Source organism: Bacillus sp. RSS_NA_20 (assembly GCF_020165915.1).
GTDB classification, from domain to species: Bacteria; Bacillota; Bacilli; order Bacillales; family Bacillaceae; genus Bacillus; species Bacillus altitudinis.
In genome coordinates this window covers 850,108-868,572 of sequence record NZ_JAIUKW010000003.1, presented here as the reverse complement: position 1 = coordinate 868,572, position 18,465 = coordinate 850,108, and the positions used below count along the sequence as shown (strand labels likewise).

The window sequence follows — 18,465 nt, the reverse complement described above, 5'->3', positions numbered from 1 at the left end:
AGCAGAATACTTGAATGTTGAAAATGATTCATGGGAAAATAAGGATGATTAAGCAGATAAGGGAGATGAGCTTTTGAAAAAAGTAACGCTTGGACGAACTGATTTACAGGTGAATCCGATAGGGCTTGGAACAAATGCAGTAGGCGGGCATAATTTATTCCCGAATCTGAGTGAAGATGCAGGGCGGGAGCTAGTAGAAACTGCTCTTGATCATGGTGTCAATTTCTTAGATTCTGCTTTTATTTATGGGCTGGGCCGTTCAGAAGAATTGATTGGCGAGATCATTGCCAAAAGAGGCGGCAGAAAAGAACTGGTTCTTGCGACAAAAGGGGCTCATAAAGAGGTAAACGGGCAAATTGAACTGGATAATAGCCGTGAATTCTTAAGACAGCAGGTCGAAGACAGCCTGAAGAGGCTCCAAACCGATTATATTGATTTGTACTATATGCATTTCCCAGACGGCCGCACGCCGTTGGATGAAGTGGCAGGTACTTTAAAGGAATTGAAGGATGAGGGGAAAATCCGGGCAATTGGGGCATCAAACCTTGATTTTGAACAGCTTCAAACCTTTAATCGAGATGGATACTTAGACGTGCTTCAATCAGAGTATTCTCTGCTAAAACGTCAGGCAGAACAAGACCTTCTCCCATACTGCGTGGAGCATGGGATTTCCTTTATCCCTTATTTTCCATTGGCGTCAGGCCTGTTGACCGGGAAGTTTACAAAGGATGCGACATTTGATGATATTCGAGCAAAGGACCCGCTTTTCCAAGGCGATGCTTTCCTTCAAAACCTCGAAAAAGTAGACAAGCTGAAGGCCATTGCGCAATCAAAACATGCCGAAACAGCTCATGTAGCGCTGGCGTGGCTATTGGCGCAGGAGGGCATTGATGCCATAATTCCTGGTGCAAAACGAGCCGAGCAAGTCTTACAAAACTTGAAAACAAACGATGTTCAGTTAACAAAAGAAGAAATCAACGAAATCGATCAGATCTTTTCATAATATAAAAAATAAGGTGCCAAGCAGCACCTTATTTTTTATGCCATTGTGAGAGGAATCTTGATCACGAGCCTCAGGTTTGGAGAACGATACGTAAAATCAAGCGTGCCGTCTGCCTTTTCAACAAGGTGATGAATGATATAAGTACCCATACCTTGATGATCACCGCCTTTTGTCGAGCGGCCAAACGTCTTGAACAGATGATCTAATACGTGTTTTTCCATTCCCTTCGTACTGTTTTCACAATGAATCAAAAAGAGCCCGCTCCGTATGGAAGTCGTGACCGAGATGCTTCCTTCGTTCCCAGCTTGCTTCGCTTCAATGGCTGCATCTAATGCGTTATCAAGCAGGTTGCCAGTAAAACTCACCTGATCCGCCTTAGAAAAAGGCAGAGAAGAAAAGGGTGCTTGAAGATCTAGTGAAAGGGCAATCTCCTCTTTTTCAGCCCGCTGGAAAAAGGAATGAAGGGTTGAGGCCAAATAAGCATTTTCCCCTTTGATCCAAGGGAAATGTTTCACATATTGCTGAATCAAATCTTTGATCTCATGCTCGTCATTCGATGCGGAAAAGGCATTTAAATGTCTAGCTGTTTCATGGTGTTTACTTCGCAGCTCAAGCAGCAAGTCATTGGTTCTCGACTCAGCATGAATCAGCTCTTGAAGCCGTCCATTTAATCGTTGCTCTGTTTGCATCACCTTGAAGGAAAGGAGATCGACTGTCAAAATGATGAGGACAGTTAGAAGATGGCTTAGTCCATTTCCGTGCGTGAGAAAAAGTGAAATGCCTGAACAGGTGATGAGCACAAAAGCGCCTAATATCATGTAACCACTCATAACTAGCCAAAACCTTTTGTAAATGAAAAAGGTGTAAAGGCACAAGATGCAAAAGGTCAGAAGCCACACCATGCTTGATGACAAAGGCAGAACAGCGTTAGCAGCAGCATGAACTGCAAGACCCAGCCAGATGAGCGTATATATGCGAAATCCAAGATAGAAAGCGTTCACGTTCGTTCTCCTTAAAAGTAGTATTTCTTAAAATATTCTAATTGCTGCTTCGTCATCATGGCTTTTTTATCAGTCCCTTCAAAAGACACGATAAATGAATTTTTGGCATACGCCGAAAAGTTCTTGATGTAATGAATATTGATGATAAACGAGCGGTGGGAGCGGATAAAGTCTTTCTCAGCTAAATCACCTTTTAACTCGTTGAGAGTTTGGTATGTTTGAATATCTCCTGTTGTTGTGACAATGGTCGTCGACCTGCCAGTACGTTCAACAAAGATGACATCCTTTTTTTGCAGTACATGGATATCTGATTGCTGCTTGATGAGAAGCCGTCCGTGAATGCTTTTCTCCTGCTTGGTGGACATGTAGCGCTCTAAGGATTTGGCGATTCGATCAGCTTGATAAGGCTTCATAATATAATCATGGACATTCAAATCAAAGGCATGGACAGCATACCCACTGTTTCCTGTCACAAATACAACATCTACATTCAGTGCATGAGAGTGAATAAGGTCTGCTAATTCATAGCCTGACATGCCAGGCATCTCAATGTCTGCAAACAATAGATCAATGTCGCCCTGTTTGACCTTCTCATATGCATCCTCCGCTGACTGCGTCACAAAAACGATGTCAACGGCATCCATTCTGCCGACAATGGCATGCAGCTTTTCTAAATCCACTCGGTAATCATCGACAAGACCTACTTTTATCATAAAAATCACCTATGACTCTTCTTATTATTTGTCTATTTTACCATTTGTTTTTTAAAATGGATCATTTCAAGACAGAAAAAGGACGTTTCGCGACATTTTTATGTCAGACAGGCGGTATTTTTTCTATCATAGACGTAGATAGTCGAAAGGGGCGAATCAAATGATTACTCTCAGCGATTGTAGTTGCTGGTTTACAGATAAGAAAAAAGTCGTAAAGGCGATGAAACATATGACGTTCTCCGTGAAGGAAGGAGAAGTTGTCGGCATCTTAGGAGAAAATGGTGCGGGGAAAACCACATTATTACGCGCCGTTGCGACATTATTGGAGCCTACTCATGGAACAGTCAATGTTGCAGGCTTTGATACAGTCAAAGAAGCAACTGAAGTGAAGAAGCGAATTGGGGTCTTGTTTGGCGGTGAGACGGGACTTTATGACCGTTTGACGGCTCGTGAAAACCTTGAATACTTTGGGAAATTATATGGCTTAGATCAGCATGAAATCAAAGCAAGAATTGAGGATTTAGCAAAGCGCTTCGGGATGAGGCAGTACATGGATCGCAAGGTAAAAGGATTTTCAAGAGGGATGAAACAAAAGGTGGCGATTGCCAGAACATTGATTCATGACCCTGACATTATTTTGTTTGACGAACCGACAACAGGTTTAGATATCACATCGAGTAATATTTTCAGAGAGTTTATTCATCAGTTGAAACAGCAAAATAAAACGATTCTATTTTCAAGCCACATCATGGAAGAAGTCAGCCTGCTTTGTGACAGTGTCATGATGATTCATCAAGGGGAGCTCGTGTACAAAGGAACGCTTCCAGAATTATATGCACAGGAACAAAGTGAAGACTTGAATTACATCTTTATGTCGAAGCTCGCAAGGGGGAATGCATAATGTGGAAAACCGTCTTTTTAAAAGAAATGACAGATTCGCTCAGAGACAGGAAAACGTTGCTCTTAACAGTGTTGATCCCTCTTTTGACAATGCTCGGACTCGTGTTTTTCTACGAAAGCATGATCGCTGATCCAGGCGATAAAACGTATACAGTCGCAATCAATGAAAAGCTTCCGTCCGATATGAATGACATGATCAAAGAAGTGAAAAACCTGAAACTTGAAACATTTGATGACCCGCAGCAAGCCGTTAAAGACGGTGAGGCAAATGCTTATCTAGAAATGCCAAAAGATGCAGGCGATATGCTTCAGCATCAAACATCGTTTGCCATTAAAGTCCATGGGTATCCAACAGATGATGATTCCGTGATTGCGGTTCAAATGCTGCAATCATTGCTTGAACAGTATCAAAACCAAGTCGTAGAAAAGCGTTTGGCACAGGATCAGATCAAATCGTCAGTGATTCATCCATTTGAGGTGCAATCGGTTGATGTGCAAGAAGGAGAGGACGGGGACGGAGAAAACGGTGTGACCACCATGCTGCTGTCGATTCTCCTTCCAATGATTTTAGTGACGTCCGTGATCTCAGGTGCTTTGCCAGCTGCTCTTGATATCGTAGCAGGTGAAAAGGATAGAAAGTCAATTGAAGCTTTATTCCTGACACCGGCCAGCAGACTTCAGCTTTTGATTGGAAAATGGCTAGCTGTTTCTATGTTTGGTATATTAAGTGGCATTGTGGCGATTGGTATGCTGCTGCTCTCTACATTGCTCTTTACAGAAAAGCTGAAACAAGCGCTGAACTTCGGAGATCAAGTGTGGAGCATCATCGGTGTTATGTTTGCGGCATTAATTATTTTCTCATTCATGGTATCCATGATTGAACTGCTGCTCAGTGTCGTTTCAAGCTCAGTGAAAGAAGCACAATCGTACATGTCCATGATCATTACACTAGGTGTGATTCCGATGTTTTTCACCATGAGAGCAGGCGCTATGCAGCTAGATACGTATTACTTTGCGATCCCATTCCTTAATATTCACGCACTATGCAAGCAATTGATGTTTGGCATCGTTGACCCAATGTCGATTGGCCTGACGCTCGGCTCCTCGGCGCTGACAGTGATGATCTTGTTTGTCATCGTGAGAAGTTTGTTTATGAAAGAGAAATGGATGCTTGCGAAATAGAAAGAACATTTCATTGATAGAAATGAAGAACTTGTAGATTTTTTCTACAAGTTTTTTGTTTTGTATGTTTAAGTGAGTGATAAAAAAGGGATCACAATGTGAATGAGGTGATAGAATAAAAATGCTCAGTCGTGTAAAATTGACTTCATTTCACTTAAAAGGGGTTTTGTATATGAGTGATCAATTAGAAGATGATGATGTTTTGGGGTTATGTAATATATATGCTCAGCAAACACATCATTTTGAAGCTTTCATTTTAGGGAATAAAAAAGGACTGATAGAATTGAGAAATGCAATTGATAGAGCTTTAGAAACAGGTAGTTCTGTTGCACATTTATTCCCATCTGACTATGAAGGCGATGAGCAAAGTTTCGAGAAATTAATCACTCCTAGAGGAATACATACAAGAAGATGATGCAGTTGATCCGATTGACATCATAAAAGGATATGATGCTGAAAAGGGGAATTCATCTTCATAGTATGTTGTATCCTTTTGTCAGTATAGGCCTTGTAATAAGGAGGTGCGAAAATTGCCCGCAGCTTTCAGTTATGGAATCACCTGTTTCATCGCTTTTCTACTAATCATTTTCGTTCTCACCCATAAAAAACTAGAAAAAAAACTAGATCTCACAATTTTGATCGTAGTAGCCACCACATTATTGATGGTGAATGTCTTGTGGGTGTGGGTCACCATTTTCTTCCTTACTTGCTTGTATGTCGGAATCAAATATAGACATCAATCGAAAAAAGACTAAAGAAAACCCCCGGGAACCGGGGGTTTTTCTTTAGTTCTTGATGAACTTTTCAACCAATGAGCTTGTTTTGTAGTCGTTCAAATCAAGTTTCCATTGGTCGATATCGTTTTTCTTCATGTTCACTTCTACTGTTTCTTCAGAAGATGATGGTCCTAATTTTTTAAATTCATCTGGATAGATAGAAAGTAGATATTTCTGTGCATCATCATAAGATGCTGTACGGTTTTTGCTGTAGAATTCAGTTGCTTTTTCTTTTAAACGATCGACAAGCGGGCTTGCATCAATTGGTGTAAGTGTCACAGTCACGACAGCTTTATCACCGCTGATTGATTTTGTTTTCGTTGATACTTTTGATTTTTCAGCTAATGTTTCTTTCACAGCTTTTAGAAGCTTATCAAGGTTTTCGTCTTTTGCTGAGCTAGATGAAATACCAGAAGAAGAAATATAGCCTTGTTTGAATGATTTATCAAATTCGTTTACGACAGTTGATTTGTTATCACCTGTTAGTTTTTCGAAATCGTCATTTTTCTTACCAAAAATCATGACATCAATATAAGAAGAAAGGGCTTTTGCAGACGCTTGAAGTGTATCTGCCTTTTTCATCAAGTCTTTTCCTTTAATATCGAATTCTAGTGTTTTGTCATCTTTTTTCGATCCAGAACCAGGCTCTGTGTAAACCAATTGATAGTCTTTTTCTTTATCAACCACAAAGAAAAGACCACCTTTTGATACTTTACCTGCATTTAGAGAGCTTGAAGATAATACTTCGTTGTAGTCATCAGGAGAGATGGTAGACACCTGAGCGTCATCTTGGTAAAGCGTAAAGTTGCTTTTATCCACATTCAATGGTTCTTTGCTGATGTTTTTTACAGATACATTCACTTTTAGGACATATTGATCATCCTGAACAGATGTATCGTATTGAGGTGGTAAAGTGTACTCAGCACTTTCTACTTTTACTTCAGCTGCATCAAGGGATTTTTTTGTATCGCTTTCTTTCGCAGCAGTTTTGTCTTTTCCACCACTACAAGCAGCAGCGACAACAGTTACACACAAAATCAGAAGAAACAGGGATAATTTCTTTTTAAACATGAGATGTTTTCCTCCTCGGGTTTTATGGTGAATTTCATTGGAAAGCTTTAGTTCATATCGTTCTTTTTGCACAAAAAGAAAAATACTGTATGTTTTTTACTGTAGAATGAAGCGAAAGTACTGTCAATACCTCAGTGCGTTCGAAAGGTTCATCCACTTCAAGTAGTAAAAATGACACTATGTTGAGAGGAGAAATGTGTATTTTATTGTTTGAAATCTCCTGTAAAAACTCAACATTTTATATTTTAAGGTTTTGAGTCGGATTATTGAATAGGTTCAAATGACTGTTTTTGAAGAAGATGTAGCAAATAGAAGGATTTTTATGACTTGTAAATGAGTCGTTAGTAATGAATATTTTTTCCTGTGATGTGTATGATCACTAGGTTTGTGTGTTGTTGACATAGAGACACTTGTCCAGCGAAATGTTGAGGTATTTAGACAGGCTCTCGACACGGAATGTGTCTTTTCCCTTCAAAATGGCAGTCATCTACACAGAAACCCTACATAAAATAAAAGAGAAATGAATGGGAGGTGGATGTATGGCAGTGGTAAGAGCGACAAGCTCTGATATTGATTTAATGGCCAGACTGCTGAGAGCCGAAGCGGAAGGTGAAGGGAAACAAGGGATGCTGCTTGTAGGAAATGTAGGCATCAATCGTTTGCGTGCCAACTGTTCTGACTTTAAAGGGCTGCGTACGATTCCACAAATGATTTATCAGGAGCATGCGTTTGAGGCGGTCACGCATGGCTATTTTTATCAGCGAGCACGAGAAAGTGAAAAGACACTTGCACGGAGGAACATTAATGGTGAACGATTTTGGCCTGCGAAATTCAGTCTTTGGTATTTTAAACCGCCTGGAAATTGTCCATCCACTTGGTACAATCAGCCGTTTGTGGCAAGGTATAAGTCACATTGCTTTTACCAGCCCACAGCTGAAACATGTGAGAATGTTTATAACACCTTTTAGTTTGATGAACAGCACAATCCTTTGTATTCAAGAGGATTGTGTTTTTCTTTTTTTCAAAATGGGTAACCATTGTGTATCAACAAGATGAAGCACGTGATTGGAGGAAATGAGAATGTATCAAGACTTAAAAGGGAAAACAGCCATTGTGACAGGTTCTTCTAAAGGCATAGGACAAGCCATCGCATTGAGGTTTGGACAAGAACAAATGAACGTGGTTGTGAATTATAAAGGTGATGAAGAGGGTGCTGAAGAAACAGTACAAGCCATCCAGCAGCATGGAGGTAGGGCGGTGAAAGTACACGCAGATGTCTCCAAAGAGGAAGGAATTCAGGCGTTAATGGATGCCGCGCTGGAGAATTTTAACGCACTAGACGTGTTCGTCAATAATTCGGGATTTAATGGTGAAGAAGCAATGCCGCATGAAATGACGTTGGAACAATGGCAAAAGGTCATTGATGTGAATATCACAGGCTCATTTTTAGGAGCAAAGGCAGCGATTGCCTATATGATGGAACATGATGTGAAAGGATCCATCTTGAATATATCCAGTGTCCATCAAGAGATCCCGCGTCCGTTCAATGTTCATTACTCTACTTCTAAAGGAGGAATGAATATGATGACGAAGACGCTGGCTCTTGATTATGCCGAAGCGGGTATTCGGGTCAATGCGATTGCACCAGGTACAATGGCAACGGAATCAAATGACGACCTTCAAGATGAACAAAAAAAACAAAAGCAGCTTGAGAAAATTCCAATGAGAACGTTTGGCGATCCGAAAGAGATTGGGTCCGCCGCTGCATTTCTCGTATCGAAAGAAGCGGCCTATATTACAGGTACTACATTATTTGTTGATGGAGGAATGACGCTTTATCCTTCTCAATTAAATGATGAATAATAGAAAAACATCCGCCCCATTAGCCGGCGGATGTTTTTTCTTTGTAGCGGTGTGCTGACTTTGCTGGTTTGCCGAGCAGCATAGGATACTTGCTCAAGAAAGAGATACATGGCACCATGAGCAGCAATGTACCGATCGTATAAAAGAGCGTCCAAGAAAGCTGCGCTGTATCAGAGATATTGATGCCTAGTCCGTAATAAACAAATGCCTTCATGATATCGATACCGGCAAATTGCAGGACGAGAATCACAATGGAATGACGTCCGAGATACGTCAATATCGTGGACGTTTTCAATTTGAAGCTTAAATAAATGACAGCAGCTGAACCGAGCAGTGCACAAGCATAAAAAATGAATAGATCTCCATAGTCATTGACCCGCATATCAATTCGTGAATTAAAGCTTTGCATATATGCAGTCAGTACAAGCAGACCTGTACATAACAGAAGGGTAGGATCTGTTTTTAATTCCACAAACCATTGTTTTGCTAAAAATCCAATTGAATAAAACACAACAGCCGTTAACGCAACGTTGGCATTCCAAGGGAGACTCTGGTTTAACAATAGCGTGGAAGCATATCCGGCTCCACCGCAAAGGACGGTCAGTAACATCAATACAGCTGGTTTTCCTTTTGTCAGACGATGCATTAAGAAAAACAACATTTCCACTAAAAAGAGCGTCGTTAAAAACCAGATGGCTGGGTTATGCGTCAGTCTTGCTTCATCGGCATTTGAAATGAAAATTCCCGTAAATGGAACGAAGGGATCAATATCTGTTTGCCCCTTAAAGGCGAAAAATCGGGTCACCGTGAACCAGAAAACGTACGTAATAATGGAGAAATAGAGATAAGGTAAGAGCAAGCTTTTCGCTTTTTTCTGTATAAATGATATAGCAGGTTGTGAGGATGATCGAAACATCATACCTGATAGTAAAAAGAAGAGTGGCATATGAAATGAGTATATAAATTGCTTGAATGAATCAGGAATGGGTACATGTGCCATAACGACGAGCAGAATGCCGATTCCTTTAGCCGCATCCACCCAGTCGAGTCGCTTATTCATGGCCAGTCATCTCCTTCCTTCTCAGCATTGTAAACCGTTACTTCATATGTACCTCTACTATATAAAAGGTACACCTACAATGCGTTTACAGTTCGCTAACGATTAGAAGACACATTTGCGATCAGATGACAGAAGGAAGCGTTTTGACATCTCGATGTTACATTTCCCATTTTTTATGACAATGTAAAAAAGAAGCCAACGAAGGATTGGCTTCAAAATAGTTCTGCGATTCGTTCAAAGGAACGCTGCTTTTCCATTGGATCAAATGAATTGTTTAATATCATGATCTCGCCTGTTTGATAGCGGTCCATTAAGATTTGCAGCTGTTCTTTCACTGTTTGCTTTGAGCCAACAATCATTCGCTGGCGGTTTTGTAACACTTTTTTCTTTTCTTGCTCAGTGTAATGATAGTTCTCTGCTTCTTCTATAGAAGGAACGCGACTGTCCAGCCCTTTTTCAACCCGAAGTAGCCATAAGTCTGTACTGGTGGCAATGCGGCTTGCTTCCTCGTCTGTGTCTGCGCAGATCACAAAGACAGCAAACATAGACTGAGGCTGACGTGAGAAAACGGATGGAGAAAAGTGTGACCGATACGCTTCAAAAGCTTGCCGGCCTCGTGCAGGATGAATAAAATGTCCGAAAATATAGTTGATTCCAAGTGATGCCGCCTGGATGGCACTGTTTTCCCCGAGTCCAAGCAGCCAGACTGGCGGATAAGAATCAATGAGCGGAGCCGCTTTCACTCCTGCATGCCGATGACCAGAAGGCAGGCTGTCAGATAAGTAAAAAAGAAGGTCCTCCAACTGGCGGTCAAATTGAGACAGTTCTTTCTTCACGCCGTCTGTCAAAGCGAGTCTCGTCCGTTCAATTCCGCCTGGGGATTTACCAACCCCGATCTCAATCCGCCCAGGGTAAAGGGCTTCAAGCTGGCGGGTGACTTCTGCTACTTTAAAAGGGCTGTACTGCGGGAGTAAAATCCCCCCAGAGCCTGTGCGCAATGTCGATGTGTGTGAAGCAATATGTGCCATTAATATTTCAGGCGCTGTACTCGCGAGTCCTCTCGTGCTGTGGTGTTCAGCAAACCAATACCGCTCATACCCTAGTGTTTCCGCAAGCTTGGCCAGCTCTGTCGTATGAACCAATGTTTCTTGTGCGGACTGGCCTTTAGGGATGGCGACTTGATCTAATATATGAAGTGATGGCATCATCAACACCCTTTCATCAATACGTTGAATTCTATTCATAAGTATAAAGAAAGTCATGAACGGAAGGAAATGAAAGGGTTTATCACAGCTATGTACATGAATTTTCTATATCAACATATGAAGTGGATGCGCGCCCTGTTTTTAAGCGAGAGGCTGTGTAACGGGAACATTCGACAATGTTTCACATGAAACACTTCTTTTACGACATGAATCATTTTTGCCATGGATCTTTCTTTAAAAAAATATCATCATATTGAAACCTCTTTTATACATAGATCGTATATACTAGTAAATAGAAAAAAGAGTAAGAGGCTCCAATGTCATTTCATGAATTTTGTCGAATTTTCATGTATGATGATTTTAATAGGGTCCATCGCTTAATAAATAGATTTTTATTATGCTGGAGGAGTGATTGATTTGGCGATTACATTAGAAAAAGGTCAACGTATTGATTTAACAAAAGGAAAAGCAGGACTAACCAATATTCTAGTTGGACTTGGCTGGGACCCTGTGTCACAAGGTGGCGGTTTTCTTGGAAAGCTGTTTGGCGGCGGAGGCGGCGCTGATATTGATTGTGACGCTTCAGTGCTGATGCTGAAAAATGATAAGTTTGTTGAAAATAAAGATTTGATTTACTTTGGTAACTTGAAAAGCAAATGCGGCAGTGTTGAGCACACAGGTGACAACCTGACAGGTGAAGGAGACGGAGATGATGAACAAGTCCTCGTCAACTTAAGCAAGGTACCAGGCAATGTGAATAAATTGGTGTTCGTTGTGAACATTTATGATGCACTTAGAAGAAACCAACACTTTGGTATGATTCAAAATGCTTACATCCGAATTGTTGACCGTTCAAACAATCAAGAATTAGTGAAATATAATTTGAAAGATGAATATGCAGGTAAAACATCATTAATCGTTGGAGAGCTTTATCGCCACGAGAATGAGTGGAAGTTTGCAGCTGTAGGAAATGGTACAAACGATGCGAAGCTTGCCGATATTACGAGAAACTACATTTAATTTAGAAGGGAGAGGTTCCTAGTGGGAATTTCTTTAGCGAAAGGTCAAAAAATTGATTTAACAAAAACGAATCCAGGTTTAACAAAAGTAGTCGTAGGTCTTGGCTGGGATGTAAACAAGTATGATGGCGGACATGACTTTGATCTAGACGCAAGCGTATTCCTTTTAGATGCAGCAGGGAAAGCAAACTCTCCATCTGACTTTGTCTTCTACAATCAAACAACTGGCGGTGGCGGAAGTATCGTACATACAGGCGATAACCGTACAGGTGAAGGAGACGGAGATGACGAGCAGGTCAATGTTGATCTTTCAACTGTACCAGCAAGTATTGAGAAAATCTCCTTCGTCATTACAATCCATGATGCAGAAGCACGCAGCCAAAACTTTGGACAGGTGTCTAACGCTTACGTCCGTATTTTAAATGCGTCATCAAATGAAGAGCTCATTCGCTATGATTTGGCAGAAGACTTTTCAATTGAAACAGCGATTATTGTAGGTGAATTATACCGTCATGGCGGAGAGTGGAAATTCTCAGCTGTTGGATCAGGCTATCAAGGCGGACTTGCCCGCATTGCAACAGACTTCGGCTTAGATATCGGGTAACGCCCGTTTTCATATTTTCAGAAGATAGGAGAGATACGAATATGGCGATTCAGCTTTCAAAAGGACAACGTGTCGATTTAACGAAAACCAATCCAGGGCTGACAAAAGTGATGATCGGACTTGGCTGGGATACGAATAAATATTCAGGCGGAGCCGAATTTGATTTGGACGCTTCGGCTTTCTTAGTAGATGCAAACAATCGTTGTCAGCAAGACACAGACTTCGTGTTCTATAATAATCTGCAGCATCCAAGCGGCAGTGTCACTCATACCGGTGATAACCGTACGGGTGAAGGAGATGGAGATGACGAGCAAATTCTCGTTGATTTCTCGAAAATTCCTGCTAACATTGATCGTATCGGAATTACAGTGACGATTCATGATGCAGAGGCACGCAGCCAGAATTTTGGACAAGTCTCTAATGCATTTGTTCGTGTTGTAAATGAAGAGGGCGGGGAAGAATTGATTCGTTTTGATTTAGGGGAGGACTTCTCAATTGAAACAGCTGTCGTCGTATGCGAACTATACAGACACGGCAGCGATTGGAAGTTTAACGCAATCGGAAGCGGATTCTCTGGCGGACTTGCTGCTCTTTGTCAAAATTATGGGTTAGAAGTGTAAAGAGAAGAAACAACTTCATTCAAGAGGCGCTGCCAATGACTCATATGAGGGTATTTTCCAAAGTGAGAAAGAAACAGCGATCAAGAATAACAGCAGGCGAAAGCCTGCTGATGCTTCTACACTTATAGGAGGAAAACCAGTTGGACATTTTGAAACATATGTTGGACACGTATGCCTCGTTTTTTGATTGGCATATGTGGGCAGAGGTATTAACAGACCCTGTCTCTTGGGGGCTTATTGGGACCCTTGTCGTGCTTGAAGGTTTGTTGTCAGCGGATAACGCACTTGTATTAGCTGTTATGGTGAAACATTTACCTGAAAAGCAGCGTAAAAAGGCATTAACCTACGGATTAATTGGCGCTTATTTCTTCCGTTTTCTATTCATTGGCGTAGGGATGTTGCTTATTAAGTTTTGGTGGATTAAGGTTCTAGGCGCTGCATACTTAGCTTGGCTGGTCATTAAGCACTTCTGGTTAGGTGACGGAGATGACGAAGCGAAGGAATTGAAAAAAGAAGGCTGGATGATTCGTGTATTTGGCGTCTTCTGGGCAACTGTTATTTCTGTAGAAATTATGGACCTTGCCTTCTCGGTAGATAGTATTCTTGCTGCATTCGCTGTATCTGAGGAAGTATGGATTCTTCTTTTAGGTGGAATGCTTGGAATTCTCATGATGCGTACAGTGGCACAATTATTCCTTGTGCTTATCGACCGTATACCAGAGCTTGAGAATACGGCATTTATTCTCATTGGAATTATTGCCATCAAAATGGGCTTAAGTGCTGCTCATATTGAAATCCCTCATCTTGCATTCTTTGCGATTATTATCCTAGCGTTTATCGGAACGTTTATTGTTCATAAAATCAATAAGAAGAAGCATCAAGGTGTAACAAACGAAGCTGCGGCTTCAAAAGAAGAATAGGACGATCAAAAAGGAATGGAGTTGACTAGCGGCTCCATCCTTTTTTGAATCATCAAGTCATTACAACAGGAGGTGGCACTGCATGCGATATTTTCGTTTTTTATCAGAGACGAGGCAGCACGATATTTTTTTAAAGCGGCCGGCGGCAGTTCATTCATCGACGCCAAGGCATGTACTTGCGCATGCATTAGGTGCTACTTTGTATATGCCTGCGACAAGACAGGATGTAGCAGACATGCTGCTTTCGCAGAAATATGAAGCGCTTTGCTCTGTTGTGTTTTGCTTGGAGGATGCCATTGGTGATCAGGAAGTGGACATGGCTGAACAGAATATAGTGGCACAATTGACCTGCCTTTCTGAGACAATTCATCACTCTCCAGAAATAGCTGAGCATTTGCCGCTTTTATTTATTCGAGTTCGTTCGCCCAAACAACTGCTCAAAATGGCAGATTTGCTCGGTCCCTCTCTTCATTTACTGACTGGTTTTGTGTTTCCAAAGTGCTCCGTTCACAATGCAAAGGAATATGTGGACAGTTTGAAACAGGCTTCAGCACAAACTCAGAAAACACTATACGGAATGCCCATTTTAGAAACACCAGATTTATTAGAAAAAGAAACGAGATATCAGGTGTTGTCTGAATTAAAGCAGATCATGCTGAATGATGAGGAATATATTTTGAATATTCGCATTGGAGCAACGGATCTGTGTGGATTATACGGCATTCGCCGTGATCGCGAGACCACCATTTATGAGATCAGAGTCATTTCTGAGTTGATTACAGATATCATCAATTATTTTGGTCGTTCATTTGTGATATCAGGTGCTGTATGGGAGCATTTTGGACCGGCACGAAAAGAACAAAATCCATTCATCCGTGCAATTTCTAAGAGCGGTGAACCTTCCTCATCTGAACTCGATCATATGCAAGGTCTGCTCAAAGAGACAAAGCTGGATGTGGTAAACGGTATTCATGGCAAGACAGTCATCCATCCAACACATCTCAAGCCAGTTCAAAGCATGTACGTTGTCACAAAGGAAGAGTACATGGATGCATTAAGTATTTTAGAGCATGCAGATGGTACAGTCGGCGTGATGAAGAGTACCTTCTCCAATAAAATGAACGAAACGAAGCCGCACTATCGCTGGGCGGAAAACATTTTAATGAAGTCAGACATTTACGGGGTGTTTCATGAAAATAGAAGCTATATCGACATACTCACAGAAGCAGAAGCCACATACGCTGAACATCTTGGAACATATGGAGGTGGAGCTTAACCTCAAAGAGGGTACGCTTCAGCTTGAAAAAGAACATCTTTTTGACATGGCGGCACGGGTGAACAAAAAGAGAGCCTTTTTATTTGTTAGCAAGGTGCTCGGGAAACATATGCCTGTTCACCCGTTGAAACCACTCCTCGTCTCAGGTCTTTTGGCAATGGCTTATGCAAAAGAACAAACAGGCAAGACGCCCCCGCATCAAGACGATGTAGTAGAAGCACTAAAAACGAATGATCATGTTAAGTTAACTGAAGCCTATGCTGCGCTCAAAAAAGAGAAGCTTTCGGCGGTAAACGAGCCGATTGTGATCGGCTTTGCTGAAACGGCAACTGCGCTTGGTCATGGTGTGTATGACGTCATAGAAGGAGCATCTTACATTCATACGACACGTGAACAGCTGTTGGATCTTGATCCTTCACTCGTATTTGAAGAGGAACATTCTCATGCGACAGATCAGCTTTGCTACGCAGACGACGCCTTACTTCGGACGGATCGCCCGATTGTGCTAGTAGATGATGAGGTCACGACAGGCCGGACAAATATGAATATCATTCGGGATCTGCACGCAAAGCACCCTAGATCCTCTTATACGATTCTATCCATTTTAGATTGGAGAACAGAGGAGCACGAGGAAGCGATGCTTCAGCTTCAAGAGGAGCTAGGGGTAAATATCACATCATTATCTTTATTAAAAGGGCAGATGATGTTTCGGGGGACAACGCTGGATGAGCCTGCTTATTCGTATGAAATTGCTGCGCAAGAGAAAAGACCTGAACTCTCTTTTCATTCTCTTCAATCCTTCTTTAAGCAAGTGCCATATTCACTTTCCCATGCAGTCAATCCGGCGGGGCATTCGCCGTATATCCATGAAACAGGTCGTTTCGGTTTAAGCGCAGTGGACACGGACGCCATTGATCAAGCAGCTACTGAGGCTGGGCTGAAGCTTCAGCGAGAACGAAAAGGAAAACAGACACTCTGCTTAGGAACAGGAGAATTGATGTATGTGCCGATGAGACTTGCAGCTCATATGGGCGAAGGTGTCCTTTTTCATTCGACGACAAGAAGTCCGATTCATCCGGTTGAAAAGGAAGGGTACGCTGTTCAAAACGGATTCGCATTTTTGAGTCCAGAGGATGCTCGCATTCAGCACTACGTGTACAATATCCCTAAAGATCAGTACGATGATGTCTTTTTGTTTTTTGAGAAAAAGGTGTCTCAAGAAGCTTTGATGCCGCTGATCCACTTATTTGCCGAGCGGCATGTGAAGCATGTGCATATTGTGACTTTATCAGATGAGGTGAAGGTGAATGGCTAACGTGTATACAAAGATGGGAAGCTATCCAGAGCAGGACGTAACCTTCTTACTCAAGGATTTATCATCGATTGAGATGGAGAAAAGTACAGAAGAGCGGGAGCGCTCTATTCAAAGCGGTGCCCATTACTCAGAAATGCTGCCAATTGAATATAAGCCGACGGCATCTTATATGGACTTATTCTATCAATCTCTTGAAGAAAGTAAGCAAAAGGTAGCGGAAGCCGTAGCGATTGTCGCAGAACAAATTGTGAAAAAGCGAGGATTTCAAACCGTTCTGTGCAGCTTGGCACGGGCTGGGACACCAATCGGGGTGCTCATTAAACGGTATATCAGAAAGACATATGGTCTCGATTTGCCGCATTATAGCATCTCTATTATTCGTGATCGTGGAATAGATGAAAATGCGCTGCATTATATACTCAAAGAACATCCAGGTTTTGAGATTGCCTTTATTGACGGCTGGACCGGAAAGGGTGCTATTTCCAAAGAGCTTCAAAAAGCGGTGCTCGATTTTGAACAGAAATATGGAATTCGTCTTTCGAGTGAGCTAGCTGTGCTTGCTGATCCTGGTTATTGTACGAGTGTTTACGGAACGAGAGAGGATTTCCTCATTCCAAGTGCCTGCTTGAATTCAACGGTCTCTGGCCTAGTTAGTCGAACGGTGCTAAACAACCGCTGGATCCATGCCGATGATTTCCATGGGGCCAAGTATTATGAAGAGCTCATTGATGAGGATGTCTCTAATTTGTATGTCAATACAATTGAAGAAGCGTTTTCTGAACTTAATGCAAATGTAAAAGAGAAAGCAGAGACCCTGCTCGCAAAAGGAACGCCTCCTGACTGGCGAGGGATGACCTCCATTGAAGCGATTGGTCAGGAGTTCCAAATTGACAATACACATTTGATTAAGCCGGGCGTCGGTGAGACGACCCGTGTGCTGCTCAGAAGAGTCCCTTGGAAAATACTCATTCAGCCTGGATCTCGGGAGAAGCTCAAGCACATTTTACTACTCGCAGAGGACAGAGGCGTGCCCGTCATTGAATATGCCAACATGTCCTACACATGCTGCGGGCTCATCCGCCCGTTGGAGCAATCGTCATGAAGAATATCGCATTTGCCAGTGATTTAGACCGGACACTGATATACTCACATCGAATGCTGGAGCAGTATGCATACAAGGGAGCATACGAATTAATTGAGGTGCTGGACGACCGGCCGCTTTCCTACATGTCTATTGAAACGAAAGCATCCTTGCAGGCAATTCATCAAGCAGGCTGGTTTATCCCAGTGACGACAAGAACGACAGCACAATTTGAACGAATCACTCTCTTTCAGCAAGAGATCAAACCAGAGTATGCCGTCACGACAAACGGCGGCTGTATCCTTCATCATGGTAAGCCGCTTGAGGAGTGGCAGGCGATTGTAGATGAGAGACTGCAAGAGTGTATGCCGGTGAGAGATATGCTGCGGGCGATCTCTGAACTTCCGGTTGCCGCTTGGGTGAAACGTACTCGAACAGCTGAGGGAAGATTTCTTTATTTGATTATGAAAGACGAGTTTCTTTCTCATATTCCGCTTGCTGAATTAAGGCTGTGGGGTGAGGAGAGAGGCTGGCAAGTTTCCCTTCAGGGCCGAAAGCTGTATTTTATTCCAAAGCCGCTCAATAAGTGGGCTGCTGTTGCTTTTCTAAAAGAAAGGTTACACCTTGAATATGTATATGGTGCGGGCGACTCCTTGTTAGATGCTGATCTCATACTTCAAGCGGATAAAGGCTTCGCTCCGAGTCATGGGGAAGTCTTAGATGTTGATCTATCGTTTGAACCGACGACAGCCTCTGGCATGGCGGCGGCAGACGAAATCGCCGCTTCTGTCGCAAAGAAGATGAACACAGCAAAAAAGCCTTCGATTCGATAGCAGAAGTAGAAGGCTGAATGATA

20 protein-coding genes are annotated in these 18,465 nt (G+C 42.2%); 15 read left to right on the top strand and 5 right to left on the bottom strand.

The genetic code is table 11. The features are described from left to right. Positions 1-73 precede the first annotated feature (73 nt). Positions 74-1,003 carry an aldo/keto reductase gene (locus LCD32_RS04410; protein ID WP_052320692.1) on the top strand — a complete coding sequence of 310 codons (930 nt, stop codon included), beginning with the start codon at positions 74-76 and terminating at the stop codon, positions 1,001-1,003. A 35-nt stretch (positions 1,004-1,038) separates the two neighbouring features. Here the strand turns inward: LCD32_RS04410 and LCD32_RS04405 are convergent, their stop codons facing one another. Together LCD32_RS04405 and LCD32_RS04400 are read right to left on the bottom strand one after the other, a co-directional pair. Beyond that, positions 1,039-1,833 carry a sensor histidine kinase gene (locus LCD32_RS04405; RefSeq protein WP_224562899.1) on the bottom strand — a complete coding sequence of 265 codons (795 nt, stop codon included), beginning with the start codon at positions 1,831-1,833 and terminating at the stop codon, positions 1,039-1,041. A 182-nt stretch (positions 1,834-2,015) separates the two neighbouring features. Continuing rightward, entirely contained in the window at positions 2,016-2,717 is a 702-nt protein-coding gene (locus tag LCD32_RS04400) for a LytR/AlgR family response regulator transcription factor (RefSeq protein WP_007498366.1), read from the bottom strand. A 160-nt stretch (positions 2,718-2,877) separates the two neighbouring features. Here LCD32_RS04400 and LCD32_RS04395 point away from each other — a divergent pair, with 160 nt between their 5' ends. The 4 genes from LCD32_RS04395 to LCD32_RS04380 all read left to right on the top strand — a co-directional run bounded on the left by LCD32_RS04395 (position 2,878) and on the right by LCD32_RS04380 (position 5,554). Further along, the gene (locus LCD32_RS04395; protein WP_007498365.1) at positions 2,878-3,618 is read left to right on the top strand and encodes an ATP-binding cassette domain-containing protein; all 741 of its coding nucleotides are present in this window, start codon (positions 2,878-2,880) and stop codon (positions 3,616-3,618) included. After that, a complete protein-coding gene (locus tag LCD32_RS04390; RefSeq protein ID WP_050826896.1) occupies positions 3,618-4,799 on the top strand; it encodes an ABC transporter permease in 1,182 nt (393 codons plus the stop codon). Before LCD32_RS04395 ends, LCD32_RS04390 begins: the two co-directional genes overlap by 1 nt. 172 nt (positions 4,800-4,971) lie before the next feature. Next, positions 4,972-5,214 carry a hypothetical protein gene (locus LCD32_RS04385; protein WP_224562897.1) on the top strand — a complete coding sequence of 81 codons (243 nt, stop codon included), beginning with the start codon at positions 4,972-4,974 and terminating at the stop codon, positions 5,212-5,214. 115 nt (positions 5,215-5,329) lie between these two features. Further along, positions 5,330-5,554: a hypothetical protein gene (locus LCD32_RS04380; protein ID WP_017358598.1), complete on the top strand. Its 225-nt coding sequence runs from the start codon at positions 5,330-5,332 to the stop codon at positions 5,552-5,554. Between the two features lie 30 nt (positions 5,555-5,584). On the opposite strand, the gene LCD32_RS04375 is transcribed toward LCD32_RS04380, so the two are convergent. Further along, complete coding sequence (locus LCD32_RS04375; protein WP_007498351.1) at positions 5,585-6,646, bottom strand: DUF4352 domain-containing protein; 1,062 nt, start codon at positions 6,644-6,646, stop codon at positions 5,585-5,587. A gap of 539 nt (positions 6,647-7,185) precedes the next feature. Here LCD32_RS04375 and LCD32_RS04370 point away from each other — a divergent pair. Together LCD32_RS04370 and LCD32_RS04365 are read left to right on the top strand one after the other, a co-directional pair. Continuing rightward, positions 7,186-7,614 (top strand): cell wall hydrolase, encoded by a 429-nt coding sequence (locus LCD32_RS04370; RefSeq protein ID WP_008342138.1) that lies wholly within the window; start codon positions 7,186-7,188, stop codon positions 7,612-7,614. 112 nt (positions 7,615-7,726) lie between these two features. Beyond that, positions 7,727-8,509: a glucose 1-dehydrogenase gene (locus LCD32_RS04365; RefSeq protein ID WP_017366553.1), complete on the top strand. Its 783-nt coding sequence runs from the start codon at positions 7,727-7,729 to the stop codon at positions 8,507-8,509. A gap of 19 nt (positions 8,510-8,528) precedes the next feature. Here the strand turns inward: LCD32_RS04365 and LCD32_RS04360 are convergent, their stop codons facing one another. Together LCD32_RS04360 and LCD32_RS04355 are read right to left on the bottom strand one after the other, a co-directional pair. Further along, positions 8,529-9,569: an acyltransferase family protein gene (locus LCD32_RS04360; protein ID WP_035703090.1), complete on the bottom strand. Its 1,041-nt coding sequence runs from the start codon at positions 9,567-9,569 to the stop codon at positions 8,529-8,531. 212 nt (positions 9,570-9,781) lie between these two features. Continuing rightward, positions 9,782-10,774 (bottom strand): LLM class flavin-dependent oxidoreductase, encoded by a 993-nt coding sequence (locus LCD32_RS04355; protein ID WP_019743835.1) that lies wholly within the window; start codon positions 10,772-10,774, stop codon positions 9,782-9,784. Positions 10,775-11,191: 417 nt separating this feature from the next. Here LCD32_RS04355 and LCD32_RS04350 point away from each other — a divergent pair, with 417 nt between their 5' ends. The 8 genes from LCD32_RS04350 to LCD32_RS04315 all read left to right on the top strand — a co-directional run bounded on the left by LCD32_RS04350 (position 11,192) and on the right by LCD32_RS04315 (position 18,442). Further along, positions 11,192-11,794 carry a TerD family protein gene (locus LCD32_RS04350; RefSeq protein WP_017358594.1) on the top strand — a complete coding sequence of 201 codons (603 nt, stop codon included), beginning with the start codon at positions 11,192-11,194 and terminating at the stop codon, positions 11,792-11,794. 21 nt (positions 11,795-11,815) lie between these two features. Next, the gene (locus LCD32_RS04345; protein ID WP_224562894.1) at positions 11,816-12,397 is read left to right on the top strand and encodes a TerD family protein; all 582 of its coding nucleotides are present in this window, start codon (positions 11,816-11,818) and stop codon (positions 12,395-12,397) included. Between the two features lie 41 nt (positions 12,398-12,438). Further along, a complete protein-coding gene (locus LCD32_RS04340; protein WP_007498343.1) occupies positions 12,439-13,017 on the top strand; it encodes a TerD family protein in 579 nt (192 codons plus the stop codon). A gap of 140 nt (positions 13,018-13,157) precedes the next feature. Beyond that, positions 13,158-13,937: a TerC family protein gene (locus LCD32_RS04335; protein WP_008342130.1), complete on the top strand. Its 780-nt coding sequence runs from the start codon at positions 13,158-13,160 to the stop codon at positions 13,935-13,937. Between the two features lie 82 nt (positions 13,938-14,019). Then, positions 14,020-15,213, top strand: coding sequence for an HpcH/HpaI aldolase/citrate lyase family protein (locus LCD32_RS04330; RefSeq protein WP_224562881.1), 1,194 nt, complete (start codon positions 14,020-14,022; stop codon positions 15,211-15,213). Further along, complete coding sequence (locus LCD32_RS04325) at positions 15,197-16,528, top strand: phosphoribosyltransferase family protein (protein ID WP_025206691.1); 1,332 nt, start codon at positions 15,197-15,199, stop codon at positions 16,526-16,528. Before LCD32_RS04330 ends, LCD32_RS04325 begins: the two co-directional genes overlap by 17 nt. Further along, positions 16,521-17,630 (top strand): cysteine protease StiP family protein, encoded by a 1,110-nt coding sequence (locus tag LCD32_RS04320; protein ID WP_224562880.1) that lies wholly within the window; start codon positions 16,521-16,523, stop codon positions 17,628-17,630. Before LCD32_RS04325 ends, LCD32_RS04320 begins: the two co-directional genes overlap by 8 nt. After that, positions 17,627-18,442, top strand: coding sequence for an HAD family hydrolase (locus tag LCD32_RS04315; RefSeq protein ID WP_224562878.1), 816 nt, complete (start codon positions 17,627-17,629; stop codon positions 18,440-18,442). The genes LCD32_RS04320 and LCD32_RS04315 overlap by 4 nt, the downstream gene beginning before the upstream one ends. Positions 18,443-18,465 lie beyond the last annotated feature (23 nt).

Coding starts and splice junctions, on each gene's coding strand:
- LCD32_RS04370 (WP_008342138.1), top strand. CDS start 7,186: ATGGCAGTGGTAAGAGCGACAAGCTCTGATATTGATTTAATGGCCAGA.
- LCD32_RS04315 (WP_224562878.1), top strand. CDS start 17,627: ATGAAGAATATCGCATTTGCCAGTGATTTAGACCGGACACTGATATAC.
- LCD32_RS04325 (WP_025206691.1), top strand. CDS start 15,197: ATGGAGGTGGAGCTTAACCTCAAAGAGGGTACGCTTCAGCTTGAAAAA.
- LCD32_RS04395 (WP_007498365.1), top strand. CDS start 2,878: ATGATTACTCTCAGCGATTGTAGTTGCTGGTTTACAGATAAGAAAAAA.
- LCD32_RS04375 (WP_007498351.1), bottom strand. CDS start 6,646: ATGTTTAAAAAGAAATTATCCCTGTTTCTTCTGATTTTGTGTGTAACT.
- LCD32_RS04340 (WP_007498343.1), top strand. CDS start 12,439: ATGGCGATTCAGCTTTCAAAAGGACAACGTGTCGATTTAACGAAAACC.
- LCD32_RS04355 (WP_019743835.1), bottom strand. CDS start 10,774: ATGCCATCACTTCATATATTAGATCAAGTCGCCATCCCTAAAGGCCAG.
- LCD32_RS04320 (WP_224562880.1), top strand. CDS start 16,521: ATGGCTAACGTGTATACAAAGATGGGAAGCTATCCAGAGCAGGACGTA.
- LCD32_RS04400 (WP_007498366.1), bottom strand. CDS start 2,717: ATGATAAAAGTAGGTCTTGTCGATGATTACCGAGTGGATTTAGAAAAG.
- LCD32_RS04385 (WP_224562897.1), top strand. CDS start 4,972: ATGAGTGATCAATTAGAAGATGATGATGTTTTGGGGTTATGTAATATA.
- LCD32_RS04405 (WP_224562899.1), bottom strand. CDS start 1,833: ATGAGTGGTTACATGATATTAGGCGCTTTTGTGCTCATCACCTGTTCA.
- LCD32_RS04390 (WP_050826896.1), top strand. CDS start 3,618: ATGTGGAAAACCGTCTTTTTAAAAGAAATGACAGATTCGCTCAGAGAC.
- LCD32_RS04365 (WP_017366553.1), top strand. CDS start 7,727: ATGTATCAAGACTTAAAAGGGAAAACAGCCATTGTGACAGGTTCTTCT.
- LCD32_RS04330 (WP_224562881.1), top strand. CDS start 14,020: ATGCGATATTTTCGTTTTTTATCAGAGACGAGGCAGCACGATATTTTT.
- LCD32_RS04360 (WP_035703090.1), bottom strand. CDS start 9,569: ATGAATAAGCGACTCGACTGGGTGGATGCGGCTAAAGGAATCGGCATT.